This is a genomic window from Companilactobacillus bobalius, assembly GCF_002179915.1.
Taxonomy (GTDB): Bacteria; Bacillota; Bacilli; order Lactobacillales; family Lactobacillaceae; genus Companilactobacillus; species Companilactobacillus bobalius.
In genome coordinates, this window is the sequence record NZ_MYFM01000003.1 from 289074 (window position 1) to 315752 (window position 26679).

The following is a 26679-nucleotide window of genomic DNA, read 5'->3' on the forward strand; positions in this document are numbered from 1 at the left end:
CTAATTGATAATTAAAAAATAAATGGTAATATTTGTTGAGTAATAGGAGGTAATTCGACGATGAAAACATACGATGTAGTAATTATTGGGGCAGGTCCTGGTGGTTTAACTGCCGCTTTATATGCTTCACGTGCCAACCTTTCAGTAATGATTCTTGATCGTGGTATCTATGGTGGTCAAATGAACAACACCGCTGCGATTGAAAATTATCCTGGATTTGAATCAATTTTGGGTCCAGATTTGAGTGAGAGAATGTATAAATCTTCAACTCAATTTGGTGCTGATTTTGGTTATGGTGCCGTTCAATCAGTTGAAGATAAGGGTAATGTTAAGATTATCCATACTGATGATGGTGATTATGAAGCTAAAGCATTAATCATTGCAACTGGTTCACAATATAAGAAAATTGGGGTTCCCGGCGAAAATGAATTGTCAGGACGTGGTGTTTCTTACTGTGCTGTTTGTGATGGTGCTTTCTTCAAGGATCAAGATGTTGCTGTTATCGGTGGTGGAGATTCCGCTGTTGAAGAGGGAATTTATCTTACACAACTAGCTAAATCAGTAACAATTATTCACCGTCGTGACCAATTGCGTGCTCAAAAGATTTTACAAGACCGTGCATTTAAGAATGACAAGATCAAGTTTGTCTGGAATGCAGATGTTAAGGAAATTACGAGTGAGGACGATAAAGTCTCCGGTGTTAAGTATGTTGATAAGACAACTGGTGAAGAACACGTTGTTCCAGCTAAGGGTGCTTTCATTTATGTTGGTATTAAACCAATGACAGAACCATTCAAAGACTTAGGCGTTTTGGATGAGGATGGATGGATTAACACTAATGAACATATGCAAACAAATATCCCTGGAATCTTTGCTGTTGGGGATGTTCGTAAGAAAGACCTTCGTCAAGTAGCTACAGCTGTTGGTGAGGGCGGTATAGCTGGCCAACAAGCATACAGTTACATTCAGGAACTTGCTGATGATAAAGTAACAACAAAATAGTATAAAAAGCATTCTAAATATGAGGATTATGAAATGGAGAATATCCATTTTGTAATCCTTTTTTTCGTGCCTTGACCTAATAATAAAAGACTAAATATTGAAAAAATTATTATTAGCATTTGGTTTGAATATAGACATGTTTAAACATATACTATTAGTAAAAGACAGGAAGTGATTCTTATGCGTGAAGTAGTAGATAAAAAAATAAATCAATTGATGAACGAATCTGGTTTCAATATTGCTAGAAATCTTAAGGTTCTAAGAAAAGAAAAGAATGTAACTCAAAAAGAAGTAGCAAGACATTTGAATATTGATGTAACAACTTTATCTCACTATGAGACAGGTATTAGAATGCCAGACATTGATACACTGATTGCATTGGCAAGATACTATGATACGGATATAAACAGAATCATCAGCAATAACCTCGAATAATTTGTATATTTGTAGTCGATTTTTAAGGATATTTTAAAAAAAATAGCTTAAAGTGTCGTAATCAAATATAAATGGTACCCTATGATTGATATAATAGCTGTAAGTACTTACAAATTAGGAGGACAAGTTAATGTCTTGGCAAGATAATATGCAACAATGGCTCGACTATAAAGATTTGGATCCAGATATGAAAGAGCAACTTAATGAAATGAAGAACGATGATAAGGTTGCTGAAGAAGCTTTCTACGAACCAATGGAATTTGGTACTGCCGGTATGCGTGGCCTTATTGGACCTGGTATTAATAGAATGAACATTTATACTGTTCGTCAAGCAGCCGAAGGTTTGGCTTCTTTTATGGATACTCTGGATGATAAGTTGAAGTCACAAGGTGTAGCAATCAGTTATGATTCACGTTACTATTCACAAGATTTTGCTTATGAATCAGCAAAAGTTTTGGGAGCTCACGGAATTCACAGTTATGTGTTTGATAGTTTAAGACCTACACCGGAATTATCTTTTGCGGTAAGAAGTATACCTACATACGCTGGTATTATGATTACTGCTAGCCATAATCCTAAACAATACAATGGATTTAAAATTTATGGACCAGATGGTGGTCAAATGCCACCAGTTGAATCAGATAATATTACTAGTTTTGCTAGAAAAGCTAGCGACTTGTTTGCTATCAAGGTAAAACCGGTAACTAAATTAAGAGAAGAAAAATTATTAACTCTTATTGGTGAAGACGTTGATTTGAACTACATGAAGAATTTGGAAACAGTTATTGTTAACCGTGATTTGATCAACAATATCGGTGATAAAATGAAGTTTGTTTATTCACCACTTCATGGTACTGGTAAGATGATTGCTCCTCGTATTTTCCAAAAGCTTGGCTTTAAGAATTTCAATATGGTGACAGAACAAGCTATTTTGGATCCGGAATTTGCAACAACACCTTTCCCTAATCCAGAATTTGCTCAAACTTTTGATTTGGCAATCGAACGTGGTAAAAAGATTGGTGCCAACATCTTAATTGCGACAGATCCTGATGCTGACCGTTTAGGAGCTGCAGTTAAACAACCAGATGGTTCTTATAAATTGATGACAGGTAATCAAATTGCTTCAGTTCTTTTGAACTACTTGTTGCAAGCTAAGAAGGGTCTTAATCAATTACCAGCTAATGGTGCCGTAGTTAAATCAATCGTTTCATCTGAATTGGCAACAGCTATTGCTAATAAATATGACATTGAAATGCTTAATGTTTTAACTGGATTCAAGTACATTGCTGAAAAAATTGAACAATTTGAAAAAACTGGCAGCAATGAATTCCTCTTCGGATTTGAAGAAAGTTATGGATATCTTGTAAAGCCATTTGTTCGTGATAAGGATGCTATGCAATCAACTCTATTGTTGGCTGAAGCTGCAGCTTATTATGAATCAAAAGGTAAGACTATCTATGATGCACTAGAAGATCTCTATAAGGAATTTGGCTATTATCGTGAAAAGACTATCTCTAAGACTTTTGAAGGTATCTCTGGTAAAGATAAGATGGCTCAAATTATGAAGACACTTCGCGAAGAAGGTATTGATGAAATCAATGGCGTTAAAGTTGTTGAATCAATCGATTACTTGAAAGATACAGACACAACAGAAGCAGGTGTTAAATCTACTGGCTTACCAAAGGCTGACGTATTGAAATATGTTCTGGCTGATGATACTTGGGTCGCCGCTAGACCTTCAGGTACTGAACCAAAATTGAAATTCTACATTGGTGTTAAGGCTGATACAGAGGCTAACGCCGCACAAAAACTAGCTGATTTTTCTAAAGAAATCGAAGGCTGGGAATAAAATAAGAGATAGAGACAAAATTAATTTTTTGTCTCTATCTTTTTGTTTCGTTACAAGTCTTTCTCAACTGCGATATAATATTTTCATGTAGTTTGTGAAAAGAGGAGAAGGAATTGTCAACAAATCAACATCTAGTCATTATTTCGCTTGATTCTCTGGGATTTAGAGATATTGATGAACATCTCGATGAATTGCCAACACTGAGCAAATTAGTACATGGGGGAACTTGGGTCAAAAAAGTTCAAGGAATTTATCCAACTTTAACCTATCCTTCACATACGACTATTATCACTGGTCAATATCCAAGCGTTCATGGAATTGTAAACAATACTAAGATACAACCTAATCGTCGATCACCTGATTGGTACTGGTATCAAAAAGACGTTAGATCAACAACACTTTATGATTTAGCACGGAAAAAGGGATTTAAAACAGCTGCTTTTCTTTGGCCTGTTACAGCCGGTAGTAAAATTGATTACAATTTGGCCGAAATTTTTCCTAATCGAATTTGGACTAATCAGGTTTTGGTTTCATTGAAAGCTAGTTCACCATTATTCATTTTAGAAATGGATAAGAAATATGGAAAATTACGTAACGGTATCAAACAACCGGCTTTGGATGATTTTATTACAGCATGTGCAGTTGATACGGTTAAGAACAAACAACCTAATTTAATGTTGTTACATTTAGTTGATATGGACAGTATGCGCCATCGATATGGAGTTCGTTCTGAAGATGCTATGAAAGCTTTGCATCGTTTGGACAATCATGTAAAACAAGTTATTGACGCTACTAAAGAGGCTGGAACTTTTGATGATACTAACTTTGTTATCTTGGGAGATCATTACCAAATTAACGTTGACAAGATGATTCATTTGAACACTTTGTTTGCGAAAAGAGGTTGGTTAACGCCAATTAAAGATCAAACTTTCAAAAAAGATTGGTCAGTAATGGCTAAAACTTGTGATGGCTCGACTTATATCTACACTAAAAATTTTGATCAAATTCAACGTTTGAGGGAATTGATTTCCGGTGTTGAAGGTGTGGAAAAAATTTATTCATCACGAGAGGCCGCAGCTATGGGTGCAGACCCTAACTGTACTTTGATGGTTGAGGCTAAAGCCGGCTATTACTTTACTGATGAAAGTGATCGTCCTAATGTTGTAGAACAAGTACTTCCTGAAATGATGGGGGATACTGACCGATATCGAGGCGTTCATGGCTATCATCCTCAAAAACCAGGCTACAAAACAACCTTGATTTTTAATGGACCGATGATTGAAAAAAATCATACAGTCGAAAAGGCTAATTTGGTAGACGAAGCACCAACTTTTGCTAAGTTATTAGGTTTAAAGTTTGATGCACCAATAGCTGGAAATAGTATTGAGGATGTATTTATCGATTAGAATAGAGGAATTTTATGAGGTTTAATAAGAAGCAGTGGAGCTGGATCTTTTATGACTGGGCTAATTCTGGTTATGGGATTATCGTTACAACAGCGGTGTTACCAGTTTATTTCAAATCAGTAGCGCAAAGTTCAGGAGTTTCGGCGGCTAATGCAACAGCTTTTTGGGGGTATGCCAATAGTTTTGGAACATTGTTAGTTTCTATTTTGGCTCCCGTTCTAGGTGCTTTAGCAGATTATCCACATCACAAAAAGCGATTAATGAACTACTTTTCATTTTTAGGAATTATTATGACATTTGGGTTAGCCTTGGTGCCATCGAGTCAATGGCAATTATTGCTAGGTGTGTATATCCTGTCGATAATTGGTTATTCGGCCGGAAACTTGTTTTACGATAGTTTTTTAACTGATGTTGCCAGCAATGAGGAAATGGATACTCTTTCCTCAAATGGGTATGCTTACGGTTATTTAGGTGGGGTTGTAGCCTTTATTTTATTTTTGGTTCTACAACTAACAAGTGGATTTGGTATGCTATCGAGTTATGGTGTAGCGCGTTGGAGTTTTCTTCTAGCGGCTATCTGGTGGATTATTTTCTTCATTCCATTGTTGAAAAACGTCCAACAAGTATATTCACTACCAGAGAATCCACATCCCGTTACATCAAGTTTCAAGCGTGTCTGGAAGACTATTACTCATTTGAGAAAGTATAAAGCTGCAGCTTGGTTCTTAGTAGCCTATTTCTTCTATATTGATGGAGTAGACACCATTTTTACAATGGCTACTTCAATCGGTATGGATATGGGAATTAATACGACTACCTTAATGCTTGTTTTGTTGGTCGTTCAGTTAGTAGCTTTTCCATTCTCCATTTTATATGGTTGGTTTGCTAATAAAGTTTCTACCAGAGCAGGAATTCTTTTAGGAATTGTTTTGTATCTTGGTATTTGTTTATATGCTTTGAAATTGACTACCGCAAAAGATTTTTGGATCTTGGCCGTTTTGGTTGGTACTAGTCAAGGTGGTATTCAAGCTTTGAGCCGTTCATATTTTGGAAAGTTGATTCCTAAAAAATCCGGAAGTGAATTCTTTGGCTTTTATAATATTTTAGGGAAATTCTCAGCTGTGATGGGTCCAGTTTTAGTTGGTATTGTTACGCAGATTACGGGAAAATCCACAATTGGCGCTGCTTCATTAAGTATTTTATTCTTCATTGGATTAATAATTTTCTTGATGTTGCCACGCTTAGTAAATGAAAATTAAATTATGGCGAAAATATGTTCGCTATGGTAATATAGAGCCAGCGTAATAAGTCTGACATCAATTACATCTAATTCGTGTACGAGAGTTAGGTGTTTTTTTTAGCTCAAAGGGGGTAAATTAATCCGTGATAGATAGAGTTACTGATAATAAATTTGATTTGGTTTCTAAGTATTCACCTGCTGGGGATCAAGCTCAAGCAATCGATACGATTACTAAAGATTTCAAAGCTGGTGACAAGGAAGTTATTCTTGAGGGTGCTACTGGTACTGGTAAGACATTTACAATGGCTAATGTCATCAAGAATTTAAATAAACCAACATTGATTATTTCTCATAATAAAACGTTGGCGGGACAGTTATATGGTGAGTTTAAAGAATTTTTCCCTAATAATGCGGTTGAATACTTTGTAAGTTACTATGATTACTATCAACCAGAAGCCTATGTGCCATCTAGTGATACGTATATTGAAAAGGATTCTAGTATCAATGATGAAATTGATAAGCTTCGTCATTCAGCTACTAGTTCACTTTTGGAACGTAATGATGTTATTGTAGTTGCCTCTGTTTCATGTATTTTCGGTTTAGGTGATCCTAGAGAATATGCCGACAGTATTATTTCTTTACGAGTTGGTCAGCAGCTTGCTCGTGATACTCTGTTGGAAGAATTAGTTGATAATCAATTTGAACGTAACGATATTGACTTTCAACGTGGAAGATTTCGTGTCCGTGGGGATGTCGTTGATATTTTTCCAGCTTCCCGTGATGATAATGCCATTCGTGTGGAATTTTTCGGTGATGAAATTGATCGAATTATCGAAATGGATGCCTTGACTGGTGAAATTAAAGGTTCAATGGATCATATTGGTATTTTCCCGGCTACTCACTTTATGATCAGTGATTCCAAAATGGATGAAGCTTTGAAACGTATTAAAGACGAGATGGATATTCAAGTTGATAAATTTACTAAAGAAGGTAAATTATTAGAGGCTCAACGTATCAAACAGAGAACCGAATATGATATTGAAATGATGCGTGAGATGGGTTACACCTCAGGTATTGAGAATTATTCTCGTCATATGGAGGGTCGAGCTGAAGGTGAACCACCATTTACTTTGCTAGATTTCTTCCCTAAAGATTTCAATATTATGATTGATGAGTCTCACGTTACCATGCCACAGATTCGTGGAATGTATAATGGCGACCGTGCCAGAAAGCAACAGTTAGTTGATTATGGTTTCCGTTTGCCTAGTGCTTTGGATAATCGTCCTTTGAAACTGGAAGAATTTGAAAAACATGTTAATCGAATTTTGTATGTATCAGCTACACCTGGTCCTTATGAGTTAGAGAGAACAGATAACAAGGCTGAACAGATTATTCGTCCAACAGGTCTATTGGATCCAAAAATCGAAGTACGTCCAATTATGGGACAGATCGATGATTTGGTTGGTGAGATCAATGATCGAGTAGCTAAGCATGAAAGAGTCTTTGTAACCACCTTGACGAAGAAAATGGCTGAGGATTTGACGGACTACTTTAAAGATTTAGGTATTAAAGTTAGATATTTGCATAGTGATATTAAGACTTTGGAACGAACGAAAATTATTCGTGATTTACGATTAGGTAAATTTGACGTTCTAATTGGAATCAATTTGCTTCGTGAAGGTATTGATGTTCCAGAAGTTTCCCTAATTGCCATATTGGATGCTGATAAGGAAGGCTTCTTAAGAGCTGAACGTTCATTAGTCCAGATTATTGGACGTGCATCACGTAATGAACATGGTAAAGTTATTATGTATGCTGATTCAATCACAGATTCAATGCGTGGGGCGATTGATGCAACTGCACGTCGTCGTAAATTACAGATGAAATTCAATGAGGAACATAATGTAACACCTAAGACAATTGTTAAACCAATTCGGGATGCTATTTCAATGTTCCAGAAAGTTGATAACTCTTCTTCTGAGACAGAGAAGATTGATGATGATATCGACTTTAAGGATATGAGTAAGAAGGAGCGTGAAGAACTTCTTGCTAACTTAAATGAACAAATGGAATCTGCTGCCAAGAAATTAGACTTCGAGGCTGCTGCTAATTTACGTGATACGATTTTGGAATTAAAGGCGGAAATGAAATAGAATGTTAAATGATAAAATTGTTATTCATGGTGCACGTGCACATAATTTAAAGGACATCGATGTAACTATTCCTCGTGATAAGTTAGTTGTCATGACTGGCTTATCTGGTTCAGGTAAAAGTTCTTTGGCTTTTGATACACTCTATGCCGAAGGTCAAAGACGTTATGTTGAAAGTTTATCTTCATATGCTCGCCAATTTTTGGGACAAATGGATAAGCCAGATGTTGATTCGATTGATGGATTAAGTCCTGCTATTTCAATTGATCAAAAAACGACTTCAAAGAATCCTCGTTCAACTGTAGGAACAGTTACAGAAATAAATGATTATTTACGTTTATTGTGGGCTCGTGTGGGAACACCGATTTGTCCAAATGATGGTACTAAAATTACCAGTCAATCAGCTCAACAAATGGTTGATGCTATTTTGAAGTTGGATGATGGTACTAAGTTACAAGTTCTTTCACCAGTTGTTCGTGCTAAGAGAGGTCAACACAAAAAAGCCTTGAATCAAATTAAGAAACAAGGTTATGTTCGTATCCGTGTTGATGGTGAAATTCACGACGTCAGTGAAGACATTGAATTGGATAAGAATAAGAAACACAGTATTGACGTTGTGGTTGACCGAATTGTTATCAATGACCACATCAAGTCACGTTTGTTCGATTCAGTTGAAGCAGCTTTGAGACTATCTGATGGTTATATGAATGTTGATGTCATTGGTTCAGATATGATGGTTTTCTCAGAAAAGAATGCTTGTCCTCTTTGTGGATTCACAGTTGGAGAGTTGGAACCACGTTTATTCTCATTCAACGCACCATTTGGTGCCTGTGAGAATTGTGATGGCTTAGGTATTAAGCTAGAAGTCGACCTTGATTTGGTTATTCCAGATCAGAGTAAAACTTTAGCTGAAGGGGCTATTGAACCTTGGAATCCAATCAGTTCACAATATTATCCAGAAATGTTAGCCCAGGCTGCTAAAGAATTTAATATTGATATGAATACACCATTTGAGAAATTACCTCAAAAAGATCAGGATATTATTCTAAATGGTTCTGATGGTAAAACTTTCCACTTTCATTATGAGAATGATTTTGGTGGTGTACGTGACGTTGATGTTCCATTTGAAGGAGTTATTCCTAACATCAATCGTCGTTATCATGAAACTAATAGTGATTTTACACGTGAAGTTATGAGAAAATACATGACCGAATTGAAATGTCCTGTTTGTCATGGTAAACGATTAAATCGTCAGGCTTTGGCTGTTAAAGTTGAGGGTAAGGATATTGCTGAAGTTTCTGATATGTCAATCAAAGATGAACTTCCATTCTTTAAAGCAGTTAAATTTGGTGAACAAAATACAGTTATTGCAAAACCTATTTTGAAGGAAGTTAAGGATCGTCTTAGTTTCTTGATTAACGTTGGTTTGGAATATTTGTCATTGTCTCGTTCGGCTGGAACTTTATCTGGTGGTGAAGCTCAAAGAATTCGTTTGGCTACACAAATTGGTTCTAATTTATCTGGAGTAATGTATATTCTGGATGAACCTTCAATTGGATTGCACCAACGTGATAACGATCGTTTGATCAACTCCTTGAAAAAGATGCGTGATCTTGGAAATACTTTGATCGTGGTCGAACACGATGAGGACACAATGCGTGCTGCCGATTATCTAATCGATGTCGGTCCTGGTGCTGGTGAAAATGGTGGACAAATTGTTGCTGCCGGAACTCCTAGTGAAGTAGAAAAGGATCCTAAATCATTGACTGGTCAATATTTGGCAGGAAAGAAATTCATTCCAGTGCCTTTGGAACGTCGTGCTGGTAATGGTGAATTTGTTGAAGTCTATGGTGCACAAGAGAATAATTTAAAGAAGTTGAATGTTAAATTCCCATTGGGTAAGTTTATCGTTGTGACTGGTGTTTCTGGTTCAGGTAAATCTACTTTGGTCAATATGATCTTAAAACGTGCTTTGGCTCAGAAGATGAATCATAATTCTGAGAAACCTGGTAAGTATAAGAAAATTACGGGTTACGAGAATTTGGAAAAGATGATTGCTATTGATCAAAGTCCTATTGGACGTACACCAAGAAGTAATCCAGCCACATATACTGGTGTCTTTGACGATATCCGTGATTTATTTGCTCAGACAAATGAGGCTAAATTGCGTGGCTACAAGAAGGGAAGATTCTCTTTCAACATTAAGGGTGGCCGCTGCGAAAATTGTCGTGGTGATGGAATTATTAAAATTGAAATGAATTTCTTGCCTGATGTTTACGTACCATGCGAAGTTTGTCATGGAACACGTTATAACTCTGAAACTTTGGAAGTAACTTATAAAGGTAAGAATATTGCTCAAGTACTTGATATGAAGGTCTCTGAAGCTTTGGACTTCTTCAGCAATATTCCAAAGATCAAACGTAAGTTGCAAACAATTCAAGATGTAGGGTTAGGTTATGTTTCATTAGGACAATCGGCTACCCAATTGTCCGGTGGTGAAGCTCAAAGAATGAAATTGGCTTCCGAACTCTATAAGAAATCTAACGGTAAGAACTTCTATATCTTAGATGAACCTACAACTGGTTTGCATACTGATGATATCAAGCGTCTTTTAGGTGTTCTGCAACGCTTAGTTGATGAAGGTAATACTGTCTTGGTTATTGAACATAACTTAGATGTTGTTAAATCAGCCGACTGGTTAATTGATCTTGGACCTGAAGGCGGTGAAGGTGGAGGTACAATTGTTGGTACCGGAACACCTGAAGAATTGGCTGATGTAAAGGACAGCTATACTGGTCAATATTTGAAACCGATTTTGGAACGTGATACTAAACGTACTAAAGATGCTAAATAGATAAAAAGCAGGTATTTACTAGATATTAATTCTAGTAGATACCTGCTTTTTGGTTATTCTTCATTCAGAGATTGTAAGTAAACCAATTGATCAGTTGAAATTTGTTCGTAAAGCGCTCCACCTAATTCACGACTAATTTCCTTAGTTGAGATTAAATTTTGAATATAAGTATTCTCTTGTTGAAAGGCTTCAATCAAGAGTTCGTTTTGGTCATTCTCATAATGATCACGGCCAACCAAACGACGATGTCTTTCATCATAAGCCCGACGGACAATACTAATTTCACGATTGTTGCCATTATCATTCACTAAACTTTGATTAAGATAACTAGTGATTTTAAGATAAGGTTTCTTTTCAACTTCAGCCATTTTATCCCAAAGCTTGCGATTACGTTTTAGCATTTGTTCACGACTGATATTCTTACGTTGCGATTGCATCTTATGATACATTTTACGACGTTTACGAGCTGTTTTGTTTAATGATAATTTTTCTACAACATGGAAACGTAAGAAGAGCAGAAGTCTTTGACGAAAACTGTTTTGATATTGTAAAACAGTTCTACGTGCCACTCGCATGTATAGGTCAGCACTTTGTTCAGATATCTCACCGTTACTTAACATTTCATCTATAGTTTGTTGCTCTAATTCAAAGCAGTTGTCGAAGATGATTGTTAATTTGTTTTTATCGATATGTCCGTCAATCGTACGTTGACCATCAAGAATATTTACTACTCGACCAATACTAGTAGAACTGTCGTGATGTGTTTGGAGGGTGACGATAGCATTATCAACCATCTGTCCTTTAACTTTGGCTAATTCATCTTCAGTATATTTAGAAACTTGAGGAGGTAATAACCTTGGTAGAACTAAAGTTGGAACTAATAAGCTAGTTAAGATAACAACTGCAGCTACAAAGATAATATCATTACGATATGGGAAAGTTTGTCCATTCAATGTTAATGGTAGCGAGAAGGCCATAGCTAAGGTAATAGTTCCATGAACACCACTATAAGCCATAACGATACTATTAGCGTGTTTTTCTTTCTTATCCCAGGCTCGAATGGAAGCAAAGCCCCAATTAGTCCAGAAGTATCTTAAAGCAGTCATAATAATATAAAGCAGAATACCGACTCCTAACAGAATGCCAACTGAACTAGCATCATGTTGATGCAGATTTTGAATAACACTTGGCAATGACATTCCTAATAAAACAAAGACAATGCCATTTAGAATACTAGAGAAAACATTCCAAGTACTAGTCATAACGATTTGCAGACGTGAACTAGTTAGACGGAGACGATTCTGTTGAATACCGTGCATTAATCCTGTAACAACCACAGCTAAAATTCCTGATACACCAATGGCTTCAGCAATTAAATAAACGACAAAGGGTGTCAATAGGGTGAAAGGAACCATGACTGAAGGAGCATCCACATGCATATTAATCAATCTTAGACGAATTGAAACAATAATAACTCCTAAAATACCGCCTAAAATAATTCCTCCAAAGAAGACATAGAAAAAGTTACCAATTCCATTAAGCAGAGAAAATTGTCCTGTAACAGCAGCACTGATGGCTAAGTTTAAGGCAACGATACCTGAAGCATCATTGAAGAGCGATTCATTTTCCAGAGTACCCATAACCTCGGTTGGTACAAGCATATTATTTGTAATAGAACCAACAGCAACGGCATCAGTTGGCGTGATAATAGCTCCCAAAGCAAAGGCAAGTGCTAATGGCATACTAGGAATGATCAAGTGGGTCACGAAACCAACGATTAAAATAGAAATAATTGCTAGTTCCACTGCCAAAGAAAAAGTGGTACCGACTTGATGTGTTAATCGGGACAAACTAGTGTGTTGTCCGTCATTAAACATTAGTGCCGAAATGATAACAAGTAAAAAGATTTCCGGTTCTAATTCGAAATGTTTGTAAAAAGGTAGAAAAGATAATAATAGTCCAGCTGCAATTTGGATGAATGCAATCGGAATATTATTTAATTTCCACTGAACAATGTTGGCAAGCACAACGGCTGCAACTAATAGCAGTACTAAGAAAACTGTATCCATAAAATATCCCCCTCTAATTGGTTTAATTTTATCGCAATTTAGCAATAAAAAATATTTTTATCTTTTCTTCTCCAAAACTGACACGCCTGGCTCGTTATGTTATGCTTATATGGAATGTGAGGTGCAAAATGGCAAAAGATACGCTGAATTTAGTTATAGTAACCGGAATGAGTGGTGCAGGTAAAACTGTCGCCATGCAATCTTTTGAAGATTTAGGTTATTTTTGTATTGATAACATGCCACCTAATCTACTTCCTAAGTTTTGGGAATTAGTTCATGAATCAGGAACTATTAAAAAAGTAGCTTTAGTTGTCGACATTAGATCACGTGCTTTTTATGATGAGATTTTCTCAATGTTGTCACAAGTTGATGAAGATGAACAAGAAAAACACCAAAAAGTTGATATGAAGATTCTCTTCTTGAACGCATCAGATGAGGAATTAGTTTCCCGTTATAAAGAAACTCGTAGAAGTCATCCGCTTGCAATGGAAGGTCGTCTACTTGATGGTATCGAAAAAGAACGAGAACTTTTGTCAGAAATCAAAGGTCGTGCGTCAGTTGAAATTGATACAACAGATTTAACTCCACGTCAATTACGTGAAGAGATTTTTGATAACTTTCAAGAGTCGTCTGGAGTACCAACCTTTCATATTGAAGTAATGTCATTTGGTTTTAAATATGGTTTGCCAATTGATGCCGATATAGTAATGGATGTCAGGTTTTTAAAGAATCCATTTTACATCAAAGAATTGAAAACACAAACAGGTGTGGATAAACCTGTTTATGATTATGTTATGGATGATCCAGAGACAAAGAATTTTTATGATAAGTTTTCAGGATTATTGAAGGATATTATTCCTGGATATGAAAAAGAAGGTAAAACTAGTTTAACGATTGCAATTGGCTGTACCGGTGGGCAACATCGATCAGTTGCAATTGCCCAACGTCTAGGTACTGACTTGAAGAAGAAGTACTACGTTGATATAACTCATCGTGACATGGAAAAATCTCAGAAGAAGGTAATCGAAGATGGCCGAAAATAGGATAGTTCGAGTTGTTAAAGGACGTCGTCCAAAGGTTGTAGTTATAGGTGGGGGAACTGGTTTACCAGTTGTATTAAGTAGTTTAAGAAAAATGGATGCTAATATCACTGCGATTGTTACTGTAGCCGATGATGGGGGATCATCTGGTATTATTCGTGACTATATTAACGTTGTCCCTCCTGGGGATATTCGAAATGTTTTAGCATCACTATCTGATTTGCCTAAGGTTGATATGGATGTTTTCCAATATCGCTTTAAGAGTAATGATGATTTCTTCTCAGGTCATGCGATCGGTAATTTAATTATCGCTGCTTTGACTGAGATGTCACCTAACATTTTTGACGCTGTTCAAGAACTATCTAAAATGATGAAAGTTGATGGTCATGTTTTTCCAGCAAGTAATACTAAATTGACGTTACATGCGGAATTTACAGATGGAACTAAATTAGCTGGTGAACATGAGATTACTCACTCAGGAAAACATGTTAAACGTGTTTGGGTCACGGATTCTGATAATCCAAAAGAAGAACCAAAGTCAGTTATTTCAGTTATTGCTTCAATTATGCAAGCTGATGTGGTTGTTTTGGGCCCTGGTAGTTTATTTACAAGTATTCTACCTAACTTGATGATTAAAGATATCGGTGAAGCTGTTAAACAAACTTCAGCTGAGGTTGTTTATATTTGTAATATCATGACACAAATTGGTGAAACTGAAGGTTTTACAGATGCTGATCATGTCCGCGTTTTAAATCGCCATTTGGGTGGTAATTTTATTGACACGGTACTGGTTAATACAAGAGAAATTCCTGATGGTTATATGGATCATAAGAAGTATGACGAGTATGTCAATCAGGTAGAAACAGATTTTCAAGGTTTAAGAAAAATGGGATGCAAGGTTGTGCAAGATGATTTCTTGTCGTTGCACGATCAAGGTTCCTTCCATGATGGTGAAAAGGTTGCTGAGGAAATAATCAATTTAGCCTTACAATCTGGTAATAGAAAAAATGAGGTGAGACGTTAGTGGTTTCATATGCAAGTGAGGTCAAGCAGGAACTCACAAAATTAGTCGTCCATCCCGAACATGCTCGAGTAGAATTATCGGCATTGTTGAGAATGAATGGCTCATTAAGTTTACAAAATCATCATTTCGTCTTAACCGCACAAACTGAGAACGCCGCTATTGCACGAAGAATTTTTTCTTTGATTAAGCAAAAGTATGGAATTGAATCAGAATTACTTGTGCGAAAAAAGATGAAATTAAAGAAAAATAATCAATATCTTGTACGTTTGAAATATGATACTAATCGTGTACTTACGGATTTAGATATTTTGGATGAATCAGGTTTGTCGATTAATACCGATGTACCTGAAGAAGTTTTAAACGAAGATCAACGGATGCGCTCATATCTAAGAGGAGCCTTTTTGGCTACTGGAAGTGTGAATAACCCTGAGACTTCCAGATATCATTTGGAAATTTACTCATTATATGAAACACATAATGAAGGAATTGCTCAAATGATGAATTATTTTCATTTGAATGCTCGGACTACCAAGCGTCGTAACGGCTATATTGTTTATCTAAAAGAGGCTGAAAAAATTGCTGATTTTCTTCAATTAATTGGGGCAACTAACTCAATGTTGAAGTTTGAAGATATTCGAATTGTGCGTGATATGAGAAACTCGGTTAATCGTTTGGTTAATTGCGAGAATGCTAATATCAATAAGACCGTGGCAGCGGCTGAACGTCAAATTGATAATATTAAACATTTACAGGCAACAGTAGGATTGGATTCCTTACCAGATAAATTACGTGAAATTGCAGTTTTACGTTTAGAAAATCCAGAAGTTTCTTTGAAGGAACTAGGAGAGATGGTACCAAGTGGTCCTATCTCTAAATCAGGAATCAATCACCGTTTACGTAAGTTAAATGAATTGGCTGAAACAGCCAGAGTATAAAAAATAGTCTTCATATCGACCAATCAAAGTGGTTGATGTGAAGACTATTTTGCTATGTTAAGAATTTAATTTTATGCGTTATTCTTTTTATGATTTTTAATCAATAAAGCAAAGATAAAACCGATAACCGCCATGCCGAAGAAGAAGGCAAAGACATGTTGAAAGCCAATTAGTCCGTTATTGGCGGGTAAATGATGTTTTTGATTAGTTGAAACTAGAATCAAAGTGGCAAGACTGACACCTAATGAACCGAGTAATTGTCTAACAGTCGTTATAATTGCTGTTCCATGAGGAATTAACTCTTCTGATAGAGAGTTACCACCTAAAGTTGTGGCAGGCATCATAACGAAGGCATTACCACCTTCAATTAAGATAGCGATTAGAATCATTGGCAGAATACCTAATTTAGTATGGAGAATGAAGAGTAGGAACCAGCCAATAACAATCATCGACATTCCTGAAATTAAGGTGGCTTTGAATCCAATCTTATCGGCTAACTTACCAGTAAGAGGATTCAAAATACTTAGAACAATAGCTGGTGGTACTAACGCTAAACCAGACATTAGAACTGAAACATATAAAATATTTTGATAATAAAGTGGATAGATGATTGTTACAACAATTAAGGAAATATATGAGAAACCGGTCAATAAGACAGCCAAGTCAAAGTTGAAGTTCTTCATAACTTTTAAATCTAGTAGAGGCTTATCTTTAGTTAATTGACGATGTATGAAGAGAACGGTCAAAATAATACTGATAACTAAGAGAATAATTAAGTTAGTTGAGAAGCTTCTAGTACTACCAGCCTGATTAACAACATAAAGTAACCCGATAATACCAAGTAGATAAATTGTTGAAATAAGGTCAAGACTAGCTTTGTGACGAGGCATAACATCTTTGATATTGAAGAGAGCACTGATAAAGATAATAATCATGATCAATAAGAAGATGACGAAAAGTCCTTGCCATTGTAAAAAGTTTAGGACAATACCGGAAATAATAGGACCTGAAGCTAAAGCAGAACCCATGACCAAACCAGCGTATCCCATTGTGGCGCCACGTTTACTCTCAGGCGTGATGGTCAGTAGGACGGACTGGAACGATGGGAACAAAACACCTACACCAATTGCTTCTAGAGCTCTTCCCAGCATAGCCATTGGAAAGTTTGGTGCCACGATGATAATTAAGGTACCAATTGCAAAAATACCAACAACGCTAAGAAAGATTTTTTTAAACGAAAAATTGTTTAATAACCATGGACTGATCGGCATCATGATACACATGATTAACATAAACCCCGTTGTTAACCATTGAATCGTTGGTGCTGTTACGCCAAAGAATTTCATTAATGTCGGATAAGCCGTTGAAAGTGAAGACTGACTGATCGACATCGTAAAGGTCCCGGATAACAAAGTTATGATGAATAACTTCCGAGCCAGGCTATTTTGGATTTCGCCCTTATTCATAAAAAAGACCCCTTTTGTTTAATCTAAGAACAATTTAAGGATAGACTAAAATAAAAGGGGTGTCCAATGGAATGCCTGATGTAGAGCGCTTTCAGAGAGATAAAAAAAGACCAGGACGTTTTGTCCTGATCTAAATAATTGTTGTTCTATGCTGAATGGTAGAAACGAGCTACGCTAGGCAAATGCTTAGGCTTACTCCGCTCTCTAATTAAAACGAGCTACACAAACCAGATTCCTGTGCTTTGCCTGACTTCACAAACCGCCTGCTTCGCAGTCAATTCGCAAAGTCCTGCAAATGCTCAGAATCTAAACGGGTTTGTTCCGCTCTCTAATTACTTATCAGCTTTATTTGTCATGATTTCGTCAATCAAACCATAATCTTTAGCTTCTTGGGCTGTCATGTAGTTATCACGATCAGTATCCTTTTGAAGTTTTTCAAATGTTTGACCTGAGTTATCAGCCAAAATGTGATTCAATCTCTTTCTTGTCTTCAAGATCTCTTGAGCAGCAATTTCAATTTCTGTTTGTTGACCTTGAGCTCCACCTAATGGTTGGTGAATAAGAACGGTTGAATTTGGAAGAGCAAATCTCTTGCCCTTAGTACCTGCTGACAATAGGACACTGGCCATTGATGCAGCCATACCTGTAGCAATTGTCTGAATATCAGACTTAACGAAATTCATTGTATCCATGATAGCTAATCCGTCGGTAACTGAACCACCGGGTGAGTTGATATACATGGAAATATCCTTATCTGAATCTTGAGCATCGAGGAATAGTAATTCGGCGATAACTGTATTAGCCATTTGGCTGTTAACTTCACCAGATAACATAATGATTCTATCTTTTAATAATCTTGAGTAAATATCGTAGGCACGTTCGCCACGAGAACTTTGTTCAACAACTGTAGGAACTAACATTAAAATGCCTCCTGTTTTTAATTAGCACTCTTAATAGCACAGTGCTAATTTAGCATACTATTAATATTGGGTCAACAAACAAAGCTTAAGAAATAAAAATAATTATTTAACTTCGGTTTGAACAGCAGGTTTAGTGATCATATTTTTAATCTTCGACCAAACAATATGGAAAGTATAAGCTGAGGCGAATGATAATATCCAAGTCAATAAATAGCAAATGATAATGGCTGCAATAGGATTGATTTGAGGTAAGAAGCCACTACCTAAACGCCAAATAATTTGGAGCCAGAAGACGTTAGATAAGTAAGCTCGATAGGCATAAGTAGCTAAGAAGTGGAAAACTGGTAAGGCCTTAGAGTCAGTATTGATGTGACGAATGGCTAACGTAGCTACTAGACCAATAACCAATAAAGCATAGAGAGTCATCGATGGTTTGTAATAGGGAGCATTGCTTAATTTGACTGGATAACCGAAAGCAAATAATTCACGGTTAGTCCAATAGAAGACAGCGATAAGTAAAATCACTAAAATAGGAAAAGCTTTTTTAAGAAACTTCTCAAATTTGTCACGAAACATCCAAGCGACAACTCCGAAGATTCCATAAATTACGAAACTGATAAAGATTCTATCTAATAGGTACCAACTTTGTTCATGAGGACCATGGAAGACTTGGACATCGTAGAAGTAAATCCAAGCACCAAAGAGAATAACGGTTAAAACAATTGTGATAATACCACGAGTATTGTTGTTTTTTATCCAGTGAGCTAAAGCCCAAAAAAGTGGCATTAGGATAATGAATTGTAGCATCATGGTGTTATACCACAAGTGTGGAGCAGCGTTTCCATTGATGAAATGCCAACAAAAAGAGCCAAAACTGTTGAATTTATTAACTTGTTGAACATCCGGAAAAACCAATAAGTAAGCGAGGGTCCACCAAATTGTAGGTACAAAAAGAGCAGACCATTGTTTCTTCAAATAGCTACCATAATCTCCCCAAGTATTTTTATTAGTAGTTCTAGTCGTAGTATATAAAATACCAAATATAAAGGCTGGAGCTGTAAACTTCACCAAATTGTAGATAATTCCGATTGGAGTTTGATAACTAAAACTGGGATTGGTTGATAGAACTAAACTGAGTACAGTCTGCATCATAACGGCAGTACAGGCAAAGACCTTCATATAGTCACCTATATCAGCCTTCGGTGTAATGTCTTTTTTATTTTCATGTGATAAATCTCCCCTTGTAAAATTGTGAGATCAACAAAAGGAAATCCTTAGATTCAATATATTCTCATCCCAAAATAAATGCAACTAAATTTTCAATTCGGATCTTTGGAAGGATAAGAAAATCAAGATCAGTTCATTACTGATTTCACGTTGAATATTTGTCAGATTTTTATGAGGTGAGCAGAGATAAATTGTCCGTTGTAGTGGATCAGGTGTTAGACGAGCCAATTGAACTTTGGAACTGATTGTTTGCCAAGTGACGGAAGGAATGAAGCTCAAACCGACACCAGCTTCAATGATTCCTCTAACTGTTGCAGGGTCATCAGCTTCATATTTATAGTTCAAAGTGATATCTCGTTTTAAAAAATATTTATCGATGGTCACTCGCAAAGGATTGTTTGCTGAAAGGCCAATCATTTTTTCTGACACGAGTTCTTCTGGTTTAATAAAATGTTGACTGTAGCCATAATTGATATTCCAACCAACAAAAATTTCTTCCTTTAAAACGGGTACATTAGTCAATCCCTGTAAAGGGGTGCTAGTAATAATAAAATCGAATTGTTTAAAATCTGTTTCCCTGACGTTATGTTGAGCAATGTTCAATCTAACGTTGGGGAATTTTTCTTGAATACTAGTAACAAGTGAAGGGATGAAAGGTGAAGCAACTTCCATTAATAGTGAAATTGGATATTGTGTTTGATCCAAGCCACCTTTAACGGCTGAAATACCACGATTCAATTCTTCCAGACTGTCATTAACGTAACTGTAGAATAATTTGCCAGCTCGATTCAATTTCAAAGTTCTACCAGTACGGTCAAAAAGTTTCGTGCTCAATTCATCCTCTAATTGTTTGATGGTTTTACTGACAGCTGGTTGAGAGACGTAGAGGATTTTGGCGGCTTTAGTGATGCTTTCTTGATTTGCGACGACAACGAAATAAGTTAATTGATTGAGATTCATATTTTGCTCCATTCATAACCAAATGGTTAAGTATCTTGCTTTTTATATATTATACATGTTATACATCGGCAATTATACTGAATCTGTGAGATCAATAAGAAGGATTGTTGGAGGTGATTAATTATCAAAACCTTGTGGATATTTCCAGGCCAAGGTGGTCAAAGAAGTGGGATGTTAAGTGAAGTCCCACCGGAAATGATTCAACGAGTAAAAACCCTAACTGGTATTGAATTGAAAGATACGGCTGAAGCTTATCAAGATTCAATTCAGATTCAATTAGGAATTTTATTATTACAATTATTTGATATTCGACAATTAAAAGCAATCCAGCAAAAGCCTGATGCCGTTGCCGGACACTCACTAGGAATTTTTGCGGCTGCTGTAGCGGCAGGAGTTATTAGCGAAGATGATGCAATTAAGATTGTTTATTTACGTTCAACCGAGATGCAAAAGTCATATCCAAGTGGATACGGCATGGGTGCAATTGTTGGTTTAACGAGAAAAGAAGTTTCTACTTTAGTAACCCAAATCAATAGTGAAGAGCAACCAGTTTTCACTTCTAATCAAAATTCGGAATTGCAAACTGTTATTTCGGGTTCATTGGAAGGGATAAACAAAGTTTTAGCCCTCGCTAAGGATAATGGCGCGCAAAAGACAGTCTTATTGAAGGTTCCTGTGCCATCGCATTCTCCATTGATGCAAAAGGTTGCTAACGTTTTGGAGAAAGAATTGTCCAAAGTAGAATTGCATGATCCGCAATGCACGTATTTAGCTAATTATAATGGTCGCTCTAGTAAAAAAGTGACAGAGGTTAAATACGATATGATCAACAATCTCGTTCATCCTGTCTATTGGGACACAATGATGGACGTGGCGTCAGAGCTAGGTATTGATACAACATTAGAAGTTCAACCCGGACAAACTTTTACCAAATTGGTTAAGAGTAAGTTCCCTGATTTTAGAACTATCACCATGAAAAATATGAGTCTTGATGATATTGAGTTTTTGTTAGAAAAATGGAAAAGAGGATAATCAATGGCTAATAGAAGTTGGACCCAAAACCGTGATAACAAAGTTGCTAAGATGGCAAGCATTTCATCACTTTTGGATGGTAAATTAGTTAAAACAGAAAATGCTAAGACATTATTAGAAAGCATTATTAAACCAGGCGACAAGGTCGTTTTGGAAGGGGACAATCAAAAACAGGCTAGTTTCTTATCTGAAACTTTGGCTTCAGTTGATCCCGAAAAAGTACATGATTTGCATATGATCATGTCAAGTGTGTCACGTCCAGAACATTTGGATATTTTTGAAACTGGCATTGCTAAGAAGTTGGACTTCTCATTTGCCGGACCACAAAGTACTAGAATTTCACAAATGATTGCTGATGGAACAATGGAAGTCGGTGATATTCATACATATTTGGAATTATATGCTCGTTTATACGTTGACTTGATTCCTAACGTTGTTTTAGTTGCTGCTGATAAGGTTGACCGTGATGGTAATCTTTACACTGGTGCTAATACTGAAGAGACACCAGTTATCGTTGAATCAGCTGCATTCAAAGACGGAATTGTTATTGTTCAAGCCAATGAAATTGTTGATAAAGTTCCTCGTGTTGACATCCCTGGAGATTGGGTCGACATCGTTGTACCTGCTGACGAGCCTTATCAATTGGAGCCACTATTTACAAGAGATCCACAAAATGTCACAGAATTACAAATTCTTATGGGAATGATGGCAATTCGTGGAATTTATGAAAAACATAATGTACAAACAGTTAACCATGGTGTTGGTTTTAATACTGCTGCAATTGAACTCCTATTGCCAACGTATGGTGAACAATTAGGTTTGAAAGGTAAGATCGTGCCTAATTGGGAAGTTAACCCTACACCAACTTTGATTCCAGCAATTGAAAGTGGTTGGGTCAAGACTATTCATAGTTTCGGTGGCGAAGTTGGTATGGAAAACTATATTGCTCACCGTCCTGATATTTTCTTCGTTGGTAAAGACGGTAGTATGCGTTCAAACCGTGCCTTTGGTCAAATGGCCGGTCAATATGCTTTGGATATGTTCGTTGGTTCAACATTACAAATTGATAAATATGGTAATTCTTCAACCGTAACTAATGGTCGTCTATCTGGTTTCGGTGGTGCTCCTAACATGGGTAGTAATCCACATGGCCGTCGTCATTCAACACCAGCTTGGCAAAGCTTACGTCCTGATGATGATCCATTGGGTAAAGGTCAAAAATTAGTTGTACAAATGGTTGAGACTTTCGGTTCAAACAAGAAGCCAGTCTTTGTTGATCATTTGGATGCTGAAGAAGTTCAAAAAGAAGCTAAATTGGCTAATGTACCAATCATGATTTATAGCGAAGATACTACACATATCGTTACTGAAGAAGGTATTGCTTACTTGTATAAGACTGACAGTATGGCTGAAAGACAAGCAGCGATTGAAGCTATTGCCGGTGTCACACCAGTTGGTTTGAGAAGTAATCCTAAACAACTAAAAGAATTGCGTGCTAAAGGTATCGTAGCTCTACCAGAAGATTTAGGTGTTCATCGTAGTGAAGCTAAGAGATCACTTCTTGCTGCTCAAAATATGGATGATCTAGTTAAGTGGTCTGATGGACTTTATAATCCACCTGCAAAGTTTAGAAGTTGGTCATAATCAATGATTGAAACTAAGTATTTAAAATTAGCTCAACAAGCAGTTACCGCATTGAAGTGGGAAGTATCATTCTCACCTAAGCCGGGATTAGTTGATGCAAAGTCAAATGGTTCTCATACGGATATGGATATTGATTTGTTTTACAAATCTGCTGATAGTTTGTTAGCTGGTTTTGAAGAAATGATTCAGGTTTCATACCAACACCCCTTAGATCTAGCTTTACGTGAAGAGATAGGTCGAATAGGCCGTGTGGCTGAAAAAGATATGTTTACAGCAACCAATGGAATCAATACTCACAAAGGAGCTATTTGGAGTATGGGACTTTTGGTCAGCGTAATCAGTAGTTTACAAACAGATGACTTGGAAACTATCTTTGCTGGAGTAAAAAAGTTATCGAGAATGCCTGATAAATATGTTCAGACAACTAAGAAAACTCATGGGATGATCACTAAACAGAAGTACGCTTTAAATGGTGCTAAAGGCGAAGCTCAAAGTGGATTTGCCAACGTCTCTAAAGTATTGAGTTTTCAACCAGAAGCAGATGATTACGATACTTGGCTGAAACGATTACTACTTTTGTATAGCAATGTTAATGATACAAACGTTGTGTATCGTAGTAATTTACAAGTTTTACAAGAATTTCAAACTTTGTCAGCACAAATTGTTGTTTCTAAACAAACTGTGTTAGACAATCCAAAATTTCAAATCCTTCAAAAATTTACACAAAAATACAATATTTCACCCGGTGGCTGTGCAGATCTGTTCGCTGCAAGTTACTTCTTAAAACATTTAAATTAGAAACGGAGAAAAAAATGGAAAAATTACATTTTAATTTCGATACAACTGATGCAATTGCTAAACCAGTCCATGTCGGCGTTGTTGCATCTGGTGATCTCGAAGTTATTTTTAGACCAACAGACAAGAAGACAGAAGTTAATATCGTAACTGGTAGTGATGGTTTCAAAGAAGTTTGGGCAAATGTCTTGAAACGTTTCTTTGACAGATATCCAATTCAAGCCAATATTGAAATTAATGACTTTGGTTCAACTCCAGGAGTTGTTAATCTTCGTTTAACTCAAGCATTGGAGGAACTAAAAGATGAAAAATAGTTTTGTTGAATTACATGCACGTGAACGTGCGCTTTCATTATTAGATGCAGGTACTTCCAAGGAAATGGTTGGACCACTTGATAATATGATCTCACCACATTTGGAACCTCAAAATATTGTTCCTGAAAGTGATGACGGAATTGTTTTAATGAAAGGTACAATCGATGGTAATAACGTTTTAGTTGTTTCCATTGAAGGTAAATTCCAAGGCGGTGGTATCGGTGAAGTCAGCGGTGCCAAGATTGTTGCAGCTTTGGAAAAGGCTTTAGAAGATAATAAGAATGGTAAGACTATCTATCCAATTATTATCTTGGATACTGGTGGTGTCCGCTTGCAAGAAGCTAACTATGGTTTGCTATCTATTTCAGAAATCCAAAATGCCGTTATTGCTTTAAAGAAGTATGTTCCAGTAATTGGTTTAGTACCAGGACGTGTTGGATCTTTCGGTGGTATGTCAATTACAGCTTCAATCTTGTCATATTTGATTGCTACTAATAAGGCCAGAATTGCTCTAAATGGACCAGAAGTTATTGAACAAGAAGCTGGTGTCCGTGAATTTGATTCTAGTGATAAAGATTTGATCTGGAACACTTTAGGTACTAAGCAAAGATTAGCAACTGGTTTAGTTGATGAAGTTGTTGATGATACAGTGGATAATGTTAAAAATTCAATCATCAATGAAATTAAGACTAGAAAGGATGCTCATCGTACCGAAAATGTCGATTTCTATCTCAGTTTGTTAGATCAATTGGATTTAAGCAAGAAACTAGATATTGAAACTTACGATAAACTCTATAAAAATGTTAAAGTAAAAAAACATGATATTCCAGAAGCTGTAGCTAGTTCTAAAGAGGGCACTAAGAGTCGTGGTCGCGCTTGGTTTGAAAAGATGACTGGTATCAAGAATGCTACTAGCTCTGTTTCAACAGTTTTGCATGCACAAAAAGATGGCAAGGAATATGTTGCTATTGTGCCCGATGCTGATAATAAATTTCCACGTGTTAGAAATGGTGAAGTTGGATTACAAGAAGGTTTCGCAGTTGCTAGTGTCATTAATAAGGTTGTTGCTGAAGATAAGGATAAAGATGTTAAACGTCCAATTATCTTGATTGTTGATGTACCTAGTCAAGCTTATGGCTATCAAGAAGAATTGATTGGTATTCATGTTGCTTTAGGTTCTAGTGCAGCTGCTTATGCTAAAGCTAGACAAGCAGGTCATCCAGTAATTGACTTTATTCCTGGTGATGCTGTATCCGGTGGTTTCTTAGCTCATGGCCTACAATCTAACCGTATGATTGCTTTGGATGATGATTCAATTACTATTCAAGCTATGTCAAAGGCTAGTGCCGCTCGTATTACACAAAGAACTATTGCTGAATTAGAAGAAGCTACAAAACATGTTCCAGCTATGGCTTATGATATTGATAACTATGAAAAACTTGGTGCTTTGTACAAGCTAGTTAAGGGTATCGGTTCATGGGAAGCAACTGACGAAAATGTTGTAAAAATCAATCAAATTATTGATGATGCTATCGACGGTTTAAATGGCGATAGAACACTTCATTTCCGTTATGAAACACCAATTGCTAAAGAAAGTGGACGTAAGGCAACCTTAAAAGTTCGTAAACTAGTTGATGAACAATGGTAGAAATTAATCCACATGACTTGTTAAAAATTGATTCTACTTCGGCTTTGTCAGACGAATTGCCAAGCTGGGCTAACTCTATTTTTCCCAATTCTTTGACAGTTGTTGTGAGACGTAGTCCTGTAAAAGCGGAACTAATTCCTGTTGGCGTTAGAGGGATGAAACGGGAACATCGTTTTGCAACATATGTTGATCCTAAAAATGTTTTGGAAGTTACAACGCCATATCAATTGGTCGAAAAGAGAACTTGGAAAGAGGTTACTCTGGAGCGTCAAGTGCTGCCAGCTATTAAGGCATTACCAAAAGTTAATGAAATTTTGCACGATTATCGCTGGGGGATTAGTGGCAGTGTTGGCTTTGAATTAGCAACTGGTACTCCTGCGGCCAAAATGACGAGTGATTTAGACTTAGTTTGGTTACCGAAACAAGAAATTAGCAAACAAGTGGCTAGTGAATTATTGAAGAGACTAAATCAATTCGGAGTTCATGCTGATTTGCAAGTTATTCAAGGAAACAATGGGTTTTCTTTGGAAGAGTACGCAAATAGTACTTCGACCATTATGATGAAAACCTTGCAGAATCCAATTTTAGTAAGAGATCCTTGGTTAAAATAAAAAGTTCCATCAATCTAAATAGGTTGGTGGAATTTTTTTCGGGTGGATAAATGTTTTT

The 26679-nt window shown here is 36.5% G+C and carries 21 protein-coding genes; 16 read left to right on the forward strand and 5 right to left on the reverse strand.

Annotation, left to right across the window (positions count from 1 at the left end):
* Positions 1-60 precede the first annotated feature (60 nt).
* The 7 genes from trxB to uvrA all read left to right on the forward strand — a co-directional run bounded on the left by trxB (position 61) and on the right by uvrA (position 10936).
* On the forward strand, positions 61-1002 hold the full coding sequence (gene trxB, locus LKACC16343_RS06450) for a thioredoxin-disulfide reductase (RefSeq protein ID WP_056953955.1): 942 nt from the start codon (positions 61-63) through the stop codon (positions 1000-1002).
* 180 nt (positions 1003-1182) lie between these two features.
* Positions 1183-1437, forward strand: coding sequence for a helix-turn-helix domain-containing protein (locus LKACC16343_RS06455; RefSeq protein ID WP_054643103.1), 255 nt, complete (start codon positions 1183-1185; stop codon positions 1435-1437).
* 130 nt (positions 1438-1567) lie between these two features.
* Positions 1568-3286 carry a phospho-sugar mutase gene (locus tag LKACC16343_RS06460; protein WP_056953957.1) on the forward strand — a complete coding sequence of 573 codons (1719 nt, stop codon included), beginning with the start codon at positions 1568-1570 and terminating at the stop codon, positions 3284-3286.
* Between the two features lie 113 nt (positions 3287-3399).
* Positions 3400-4692, forward strand: coding sequence for an alkaline phosphatase family protein (locus LKACC16343_RS06465; RefSeq protein WP_056953959.1), 1293 nt, complete (start codon positions 3400-3402; stop codon positions 4690-4692).
* Positions 4693-4706: 14 nt separating this feature from the next.
* Positions 4707-5951, forward strand: a complete 1245-nt coding sequence (locus tag LKACC16343_RS06470; RefSeq protein WP_056953961.1) for an MFS transporter — start codon at positions 4707-4709, stop codon at positions 5949-5951.
* 124 nt (positions 5952-6075) lie between these two features.
* On the forward strand, positions 6076-8085 hold the full coding sequence (uvrB, locus tag LKACC16343_RS06475; protein ID WP_056953963.1) for an excinuclease ABC subunit UvrB: 2010 nt from the start codon (positions 6076-6078) through the stop codon (positions 8083-8085).
* Between the two features lies 1 nt (position 8086).
* Positions 8087-10936 carry an excinuclease ABC subunit UvrA gene (gene uvrA, locus LKACC16343_RS06480; protein ID WP_056953965.1) on the forward strand — a complete coding sequence of 950 codons (2850 nt, stop codon included), beginning with the start codon at positions 8087-8089 and terminating at the stop codon, positions 10934-10936.
* A gap of 53 nt (positions 10937-10989) precedes the next feature.
* Here uvrA and LKACC16343_RS06485 read toward each other — a convergent pair whose 3' ends face one another.
* Positions 10990-13005 (reverse strand): cation:proton antiporter, encoded by a 2016-nt coding sequence (locus LKACC16343_RS06485; RefSeq protein ID WP_056953967.1) that lies wholly within the window; start codon positions 13003-13005, stop codon positions 10990-10992.
* A 128-nt stretch (positions 13006-13133) separates the two neighbouring features.
* Here LKACC16343_RS06485 and rapZ point away from each other — a divergent pair, with 128 nt between their 5' ends.
* Genes rapZ through whiA form a run of 3 tightly spaced genes read left to right on the forward strand, consistent with a single transcriptional unit; the run spans position 13134 to position 16004 of the window.
* On the forward strand, positions 13134-14048 hold the full coding sequence (rapZ, locus tag LKACC16343_RS06490) for an RNase adapter RapZ (RefSeq protein WP_056953970.1): 915 nt from the start codon (positions 13134-13136) through the stop codon (positions 14046-14048).
* Positions 14035-15069 carry a gluconeogenesis factor YvcK family protein gene (locus LKACC16343_RS06495; protein ID WP_056953972.1) on the forward strand — a complete coding sequence of 345 codons (1035 nt, stop codon included), beginning with the start codon at positions 14035-14037 and terminating at the stop codon, positions 15067-15069. The genes rapZ and LKACC16343_RS06495 overlap by 14 nt, the downstream gene beginning before the upstream one ends.
* Positions 15069-16004 (forward strand): DNA-binding protein WhiA, encoded by a 936-nt coding sequence (whiA, locus tag LKACC16343_RS06500; protein WP_025085089.1) that lies wholly within the window; start codon positions 15069-15071, stop codon positions 16002-16004. The genes LKACC16343_RS06495 and whiA overlap by 1 nt, the downstream gene beginning before the upstream one ends.
* A gap of 71 nt (positions 16005-16075) precedes the next feature.
* Here whiA and LKACC16343_RS06505 read toward each other — a convergent pair whose 3' ends face one another.
* The 4 genes from LKACC16343_RS06505 to LKACC16343_RS06520 form a co-directional block, all read right to left on the reverse strand.
* The gene (locus tag LKACC16343_RS06505) at positions 16076-17470 is read right to left on the reverse strand and encodes a DHA2 family efflux MFS transporter permease subunit (protein WP_056953974.1); all 1395 of its coding nucleotides are present in this window, start codon (positions 17468-17470) and stop codon (positions 16076-16078) included.
* 332 nt (positions 17471-17802) lie between these two features.
* The gene (locus LKACC16343_RS06510; protein WP_025085087.1) at positions 17803-18390 is read right to left on the reverse strand and encodes an ATP-dependent Clp protease proteolytic subunit; all 588 of its coding nucleotides are present in this window, start codon (positions 18388-18390) and stop codon (positions 17803-17805) included.
* Positions 18391-18492: 102 nt separating this feature from the next.
* Positions 18493-19569 (reverse strand): acyltransferase family protein, encoded by a 1077-nt coding sequence (locus LKACC16343_RS06515; RefSeq protein WP_056953975.1) that lies wholly within the window; start codon positions 19567-19569, stop codon positions 18493-18495.
* Positions 19570-19701: 132 nt separating this feature from the next.
* Positions 19702-20577, reverse strand: coding sequence for a LysR family transcriptional regulator (locus LKACC16343_RS06520; RefSeq protein ID WP_056953976.1), 876 nt, complete (start codon positions 20575-20577; stop codon positions 19702-19704).
* A gap of 132 nt (positions 20578-20709) precedes the next feature.
* Here LKACC16343_RS06520 and LKACC16343_RS06525 point away from each other — a divergent pair, with 132 nt between their 5' ends.
* Genes LKACC16343_RS06525 through LKACC16343_RS06550 form a run of 6 tightly spaced genes read left to right on the forward strand, consistent with a single transcriptional unit; the run spans position 20710 to position 26621 of the window.
* Positions 20710-21609 (forward strand): ACP S-malonyltransferase, encoded by a 900-nt coding sequence (locus tag LKACC16343_RS06525; RefSeq protein ID WP_082604575.1) that lies wholly within the window; start codon positions 20710-20712, stop codon positions 21607-21609.
* Between the two features lie 3 nt (positions 21610-21612).
* On the forward strand, positions 21613-23253 hold the full coding sequence (gene mdcA / locus LKACC16343_RS06530) for a malonate decarboxylase subunit alpha (protein ID WP_056953977.1): 1641 nt from the start codon (positions 21613-21615) through the stop codon (positions 23251-23253).
* A 3-nt stretch (positions 23254-23256) separates the two neighbouring features.
* On the forward strand, positions 23257-24051 hold the full coding sequence (locus LKACC16343_RS06535; RefSeq protein WP_056953979.1) for a triphosphoribosyl-dephospho-CoA synthase: 795 nt from the start codon (positions 23257-23259) through the stop codon (positions 24049-24051).
* Positions 24052-24065: 14 nt separating this feature from the next.
* Positions 24066-24362 carry a malonate decarboxylase subunit delta gene (locus tag LKACC16343_RS06540; protein ID WP_025085080.1) on the forward strand — a complete coding sequence of 99 codons (297 nt, stop codon included), beginning with the start codon at positions 24066-24068 and terminating at the stop codon, positions 24360-24362.
* Entirely contained in the window at positions 24352-26010 is a 1659-nt protein-coding gene (gene mdcD / locus LKACC16343_RS06545) for a biotin-independent malonate decarboxylase subunit beta (protein ID WP_056953980.1), read from the forward strand. Before LKACC16343_RS06540 ends, mdcD begins: the two co-directional genes overlap by 11 nt.
* Positions 26004-26621: a malonate decarboxylase holo-ACP synthase gene (locus tag LKACC16343_RS06550; protein ID WP_056953981.1), complete on the forward strand. Its 618-nt coding sequence runs from the start codon at positions 26004-26006 to the stop codon at positions 26619-26621. The genes mdcD and LKACC16343_RS06550 overlap by 7 nt, the downstream gene beginning before the upstream one ends.
* Positions 26622-26679 lie beyond the last annotated feature (58 nt).

Bases quoted from the DNA above. Each gene is read 5' to 3' on its own strand.
- LKACC16343_RS06550 (WP_056953981.1), top strand. From the start codon at position 26,004: ATGGTAGAAATTAATCCACATGACTTGTTAAAAATTGATTCTACTTCG.
- trxB (WP_056953955.1), top strand. From the start codon at position 61: ATGAAAACATACGATGTAGTAATTATTGGGGCAGGTCCTGGTGGTTTA.
- LKACC16343_RS06540 (WP_025085080.1), top strand. From the start codon at position 24,066: ATGGAAAAATTACATTTTAATTTCGATACAACTGATGCAATTGCTAAA.
- LKACC16343_RS06485 (WP_056953967.1), bottom strand. From the start codon at position 13,005: ATGGATACAGTTTTCTTAGTACTGCTATTAGTTGCAGCCGTTGTGCTT.
- LKACC16343_RS06535 (WP_056953979.1), top strand. From the start codon at position 23,257: ATGATTGAAACTAAGTATTTAAAATTAGCTCAACAAGCAGTTACCGCA.
- LKACC16343_RS06510 (WP_025085087.1), bottom strand. From the start codon at position 18,390: ATGTTAGTTCCTACAGTTGTTGAACAAAGTTCTCGTGGCGAACGTGCC.
- rapZ (WP_056953970.1), top strand. From the start codon at position 13,134: ATGGCAAAAGATACGCTGAATTTAGTTATAGTAACCGGAATGAGTGGT.
- mdcD (WP_056953980.1), top strand. From the start codon at position 24,352: ATGAAAAATAGTTTTGTTGAATTACATGCACGTGAACGTGCGCTTTCA.
- mdcA (WP_056953977.1), top strand. From the start codon at position 21,613: ATGGCTAATAGAAGTTGGACCCAAAACCGTGATAACAAAGTTGCTAAG.
- LKACC16343_RS06470 (WP_056953961.1), top strand. From the start codon at position 4,707: ATGAGGTTTAATAAGAAGCAGTGGAGCTGGATCTTTTATGACTGGGCT.
- LKACC16343_RS06520 (WP_056953976.1), bottom strand. From the start codon at position 20,577: ATGAATCTCAATCAATTAACTTATTTCGTTGTCGTCGCAAATCAAGAA.
- LKACC16343_RS06505 (WP_056953974.1), bottom strand. From the start codon at position 17,470: ATGAATAAGGGCGAAATCCAAAATAGCCTGGCTCGGAAGTTATTCATC.
- LKACC16343_RS06460 (WP_056953957.1), top strand. From the start codon at position 1,568: ATGTCTTGGCAAGATAATATGCAACAATGGCTCGACTATAAAGATTTG.
- LKACC16343_RS06495 (WP_056953972.1), top strand. From the start codon at position 14,035: ATGGCCGAAAATAGGATAGTTCGAGTTGTTAAAGGACGTCGTCCAAAG.
- uvrA (WP_056953965.1), top strand. From the start codon at position 8,087: ATGTTAAATGATAAAATTGTTATTCATGGTGCACGTGCACATAATTTA.
- LKACC16343_RS06515 (WP_056953975.1), bottom strand. From the start codon at position 19,569: ATGAAGGTCTTTGCCTGTACTGCCGTTATGATGCAGACTGTACTCAGT.
- LKACC16343_RS06455 (WP_054643103.1), top strand. From the start codon at position 1,183: ATGCGTGAAGTAGTAGATAAAAAAATAAATCAATTGATGAACGAATCT.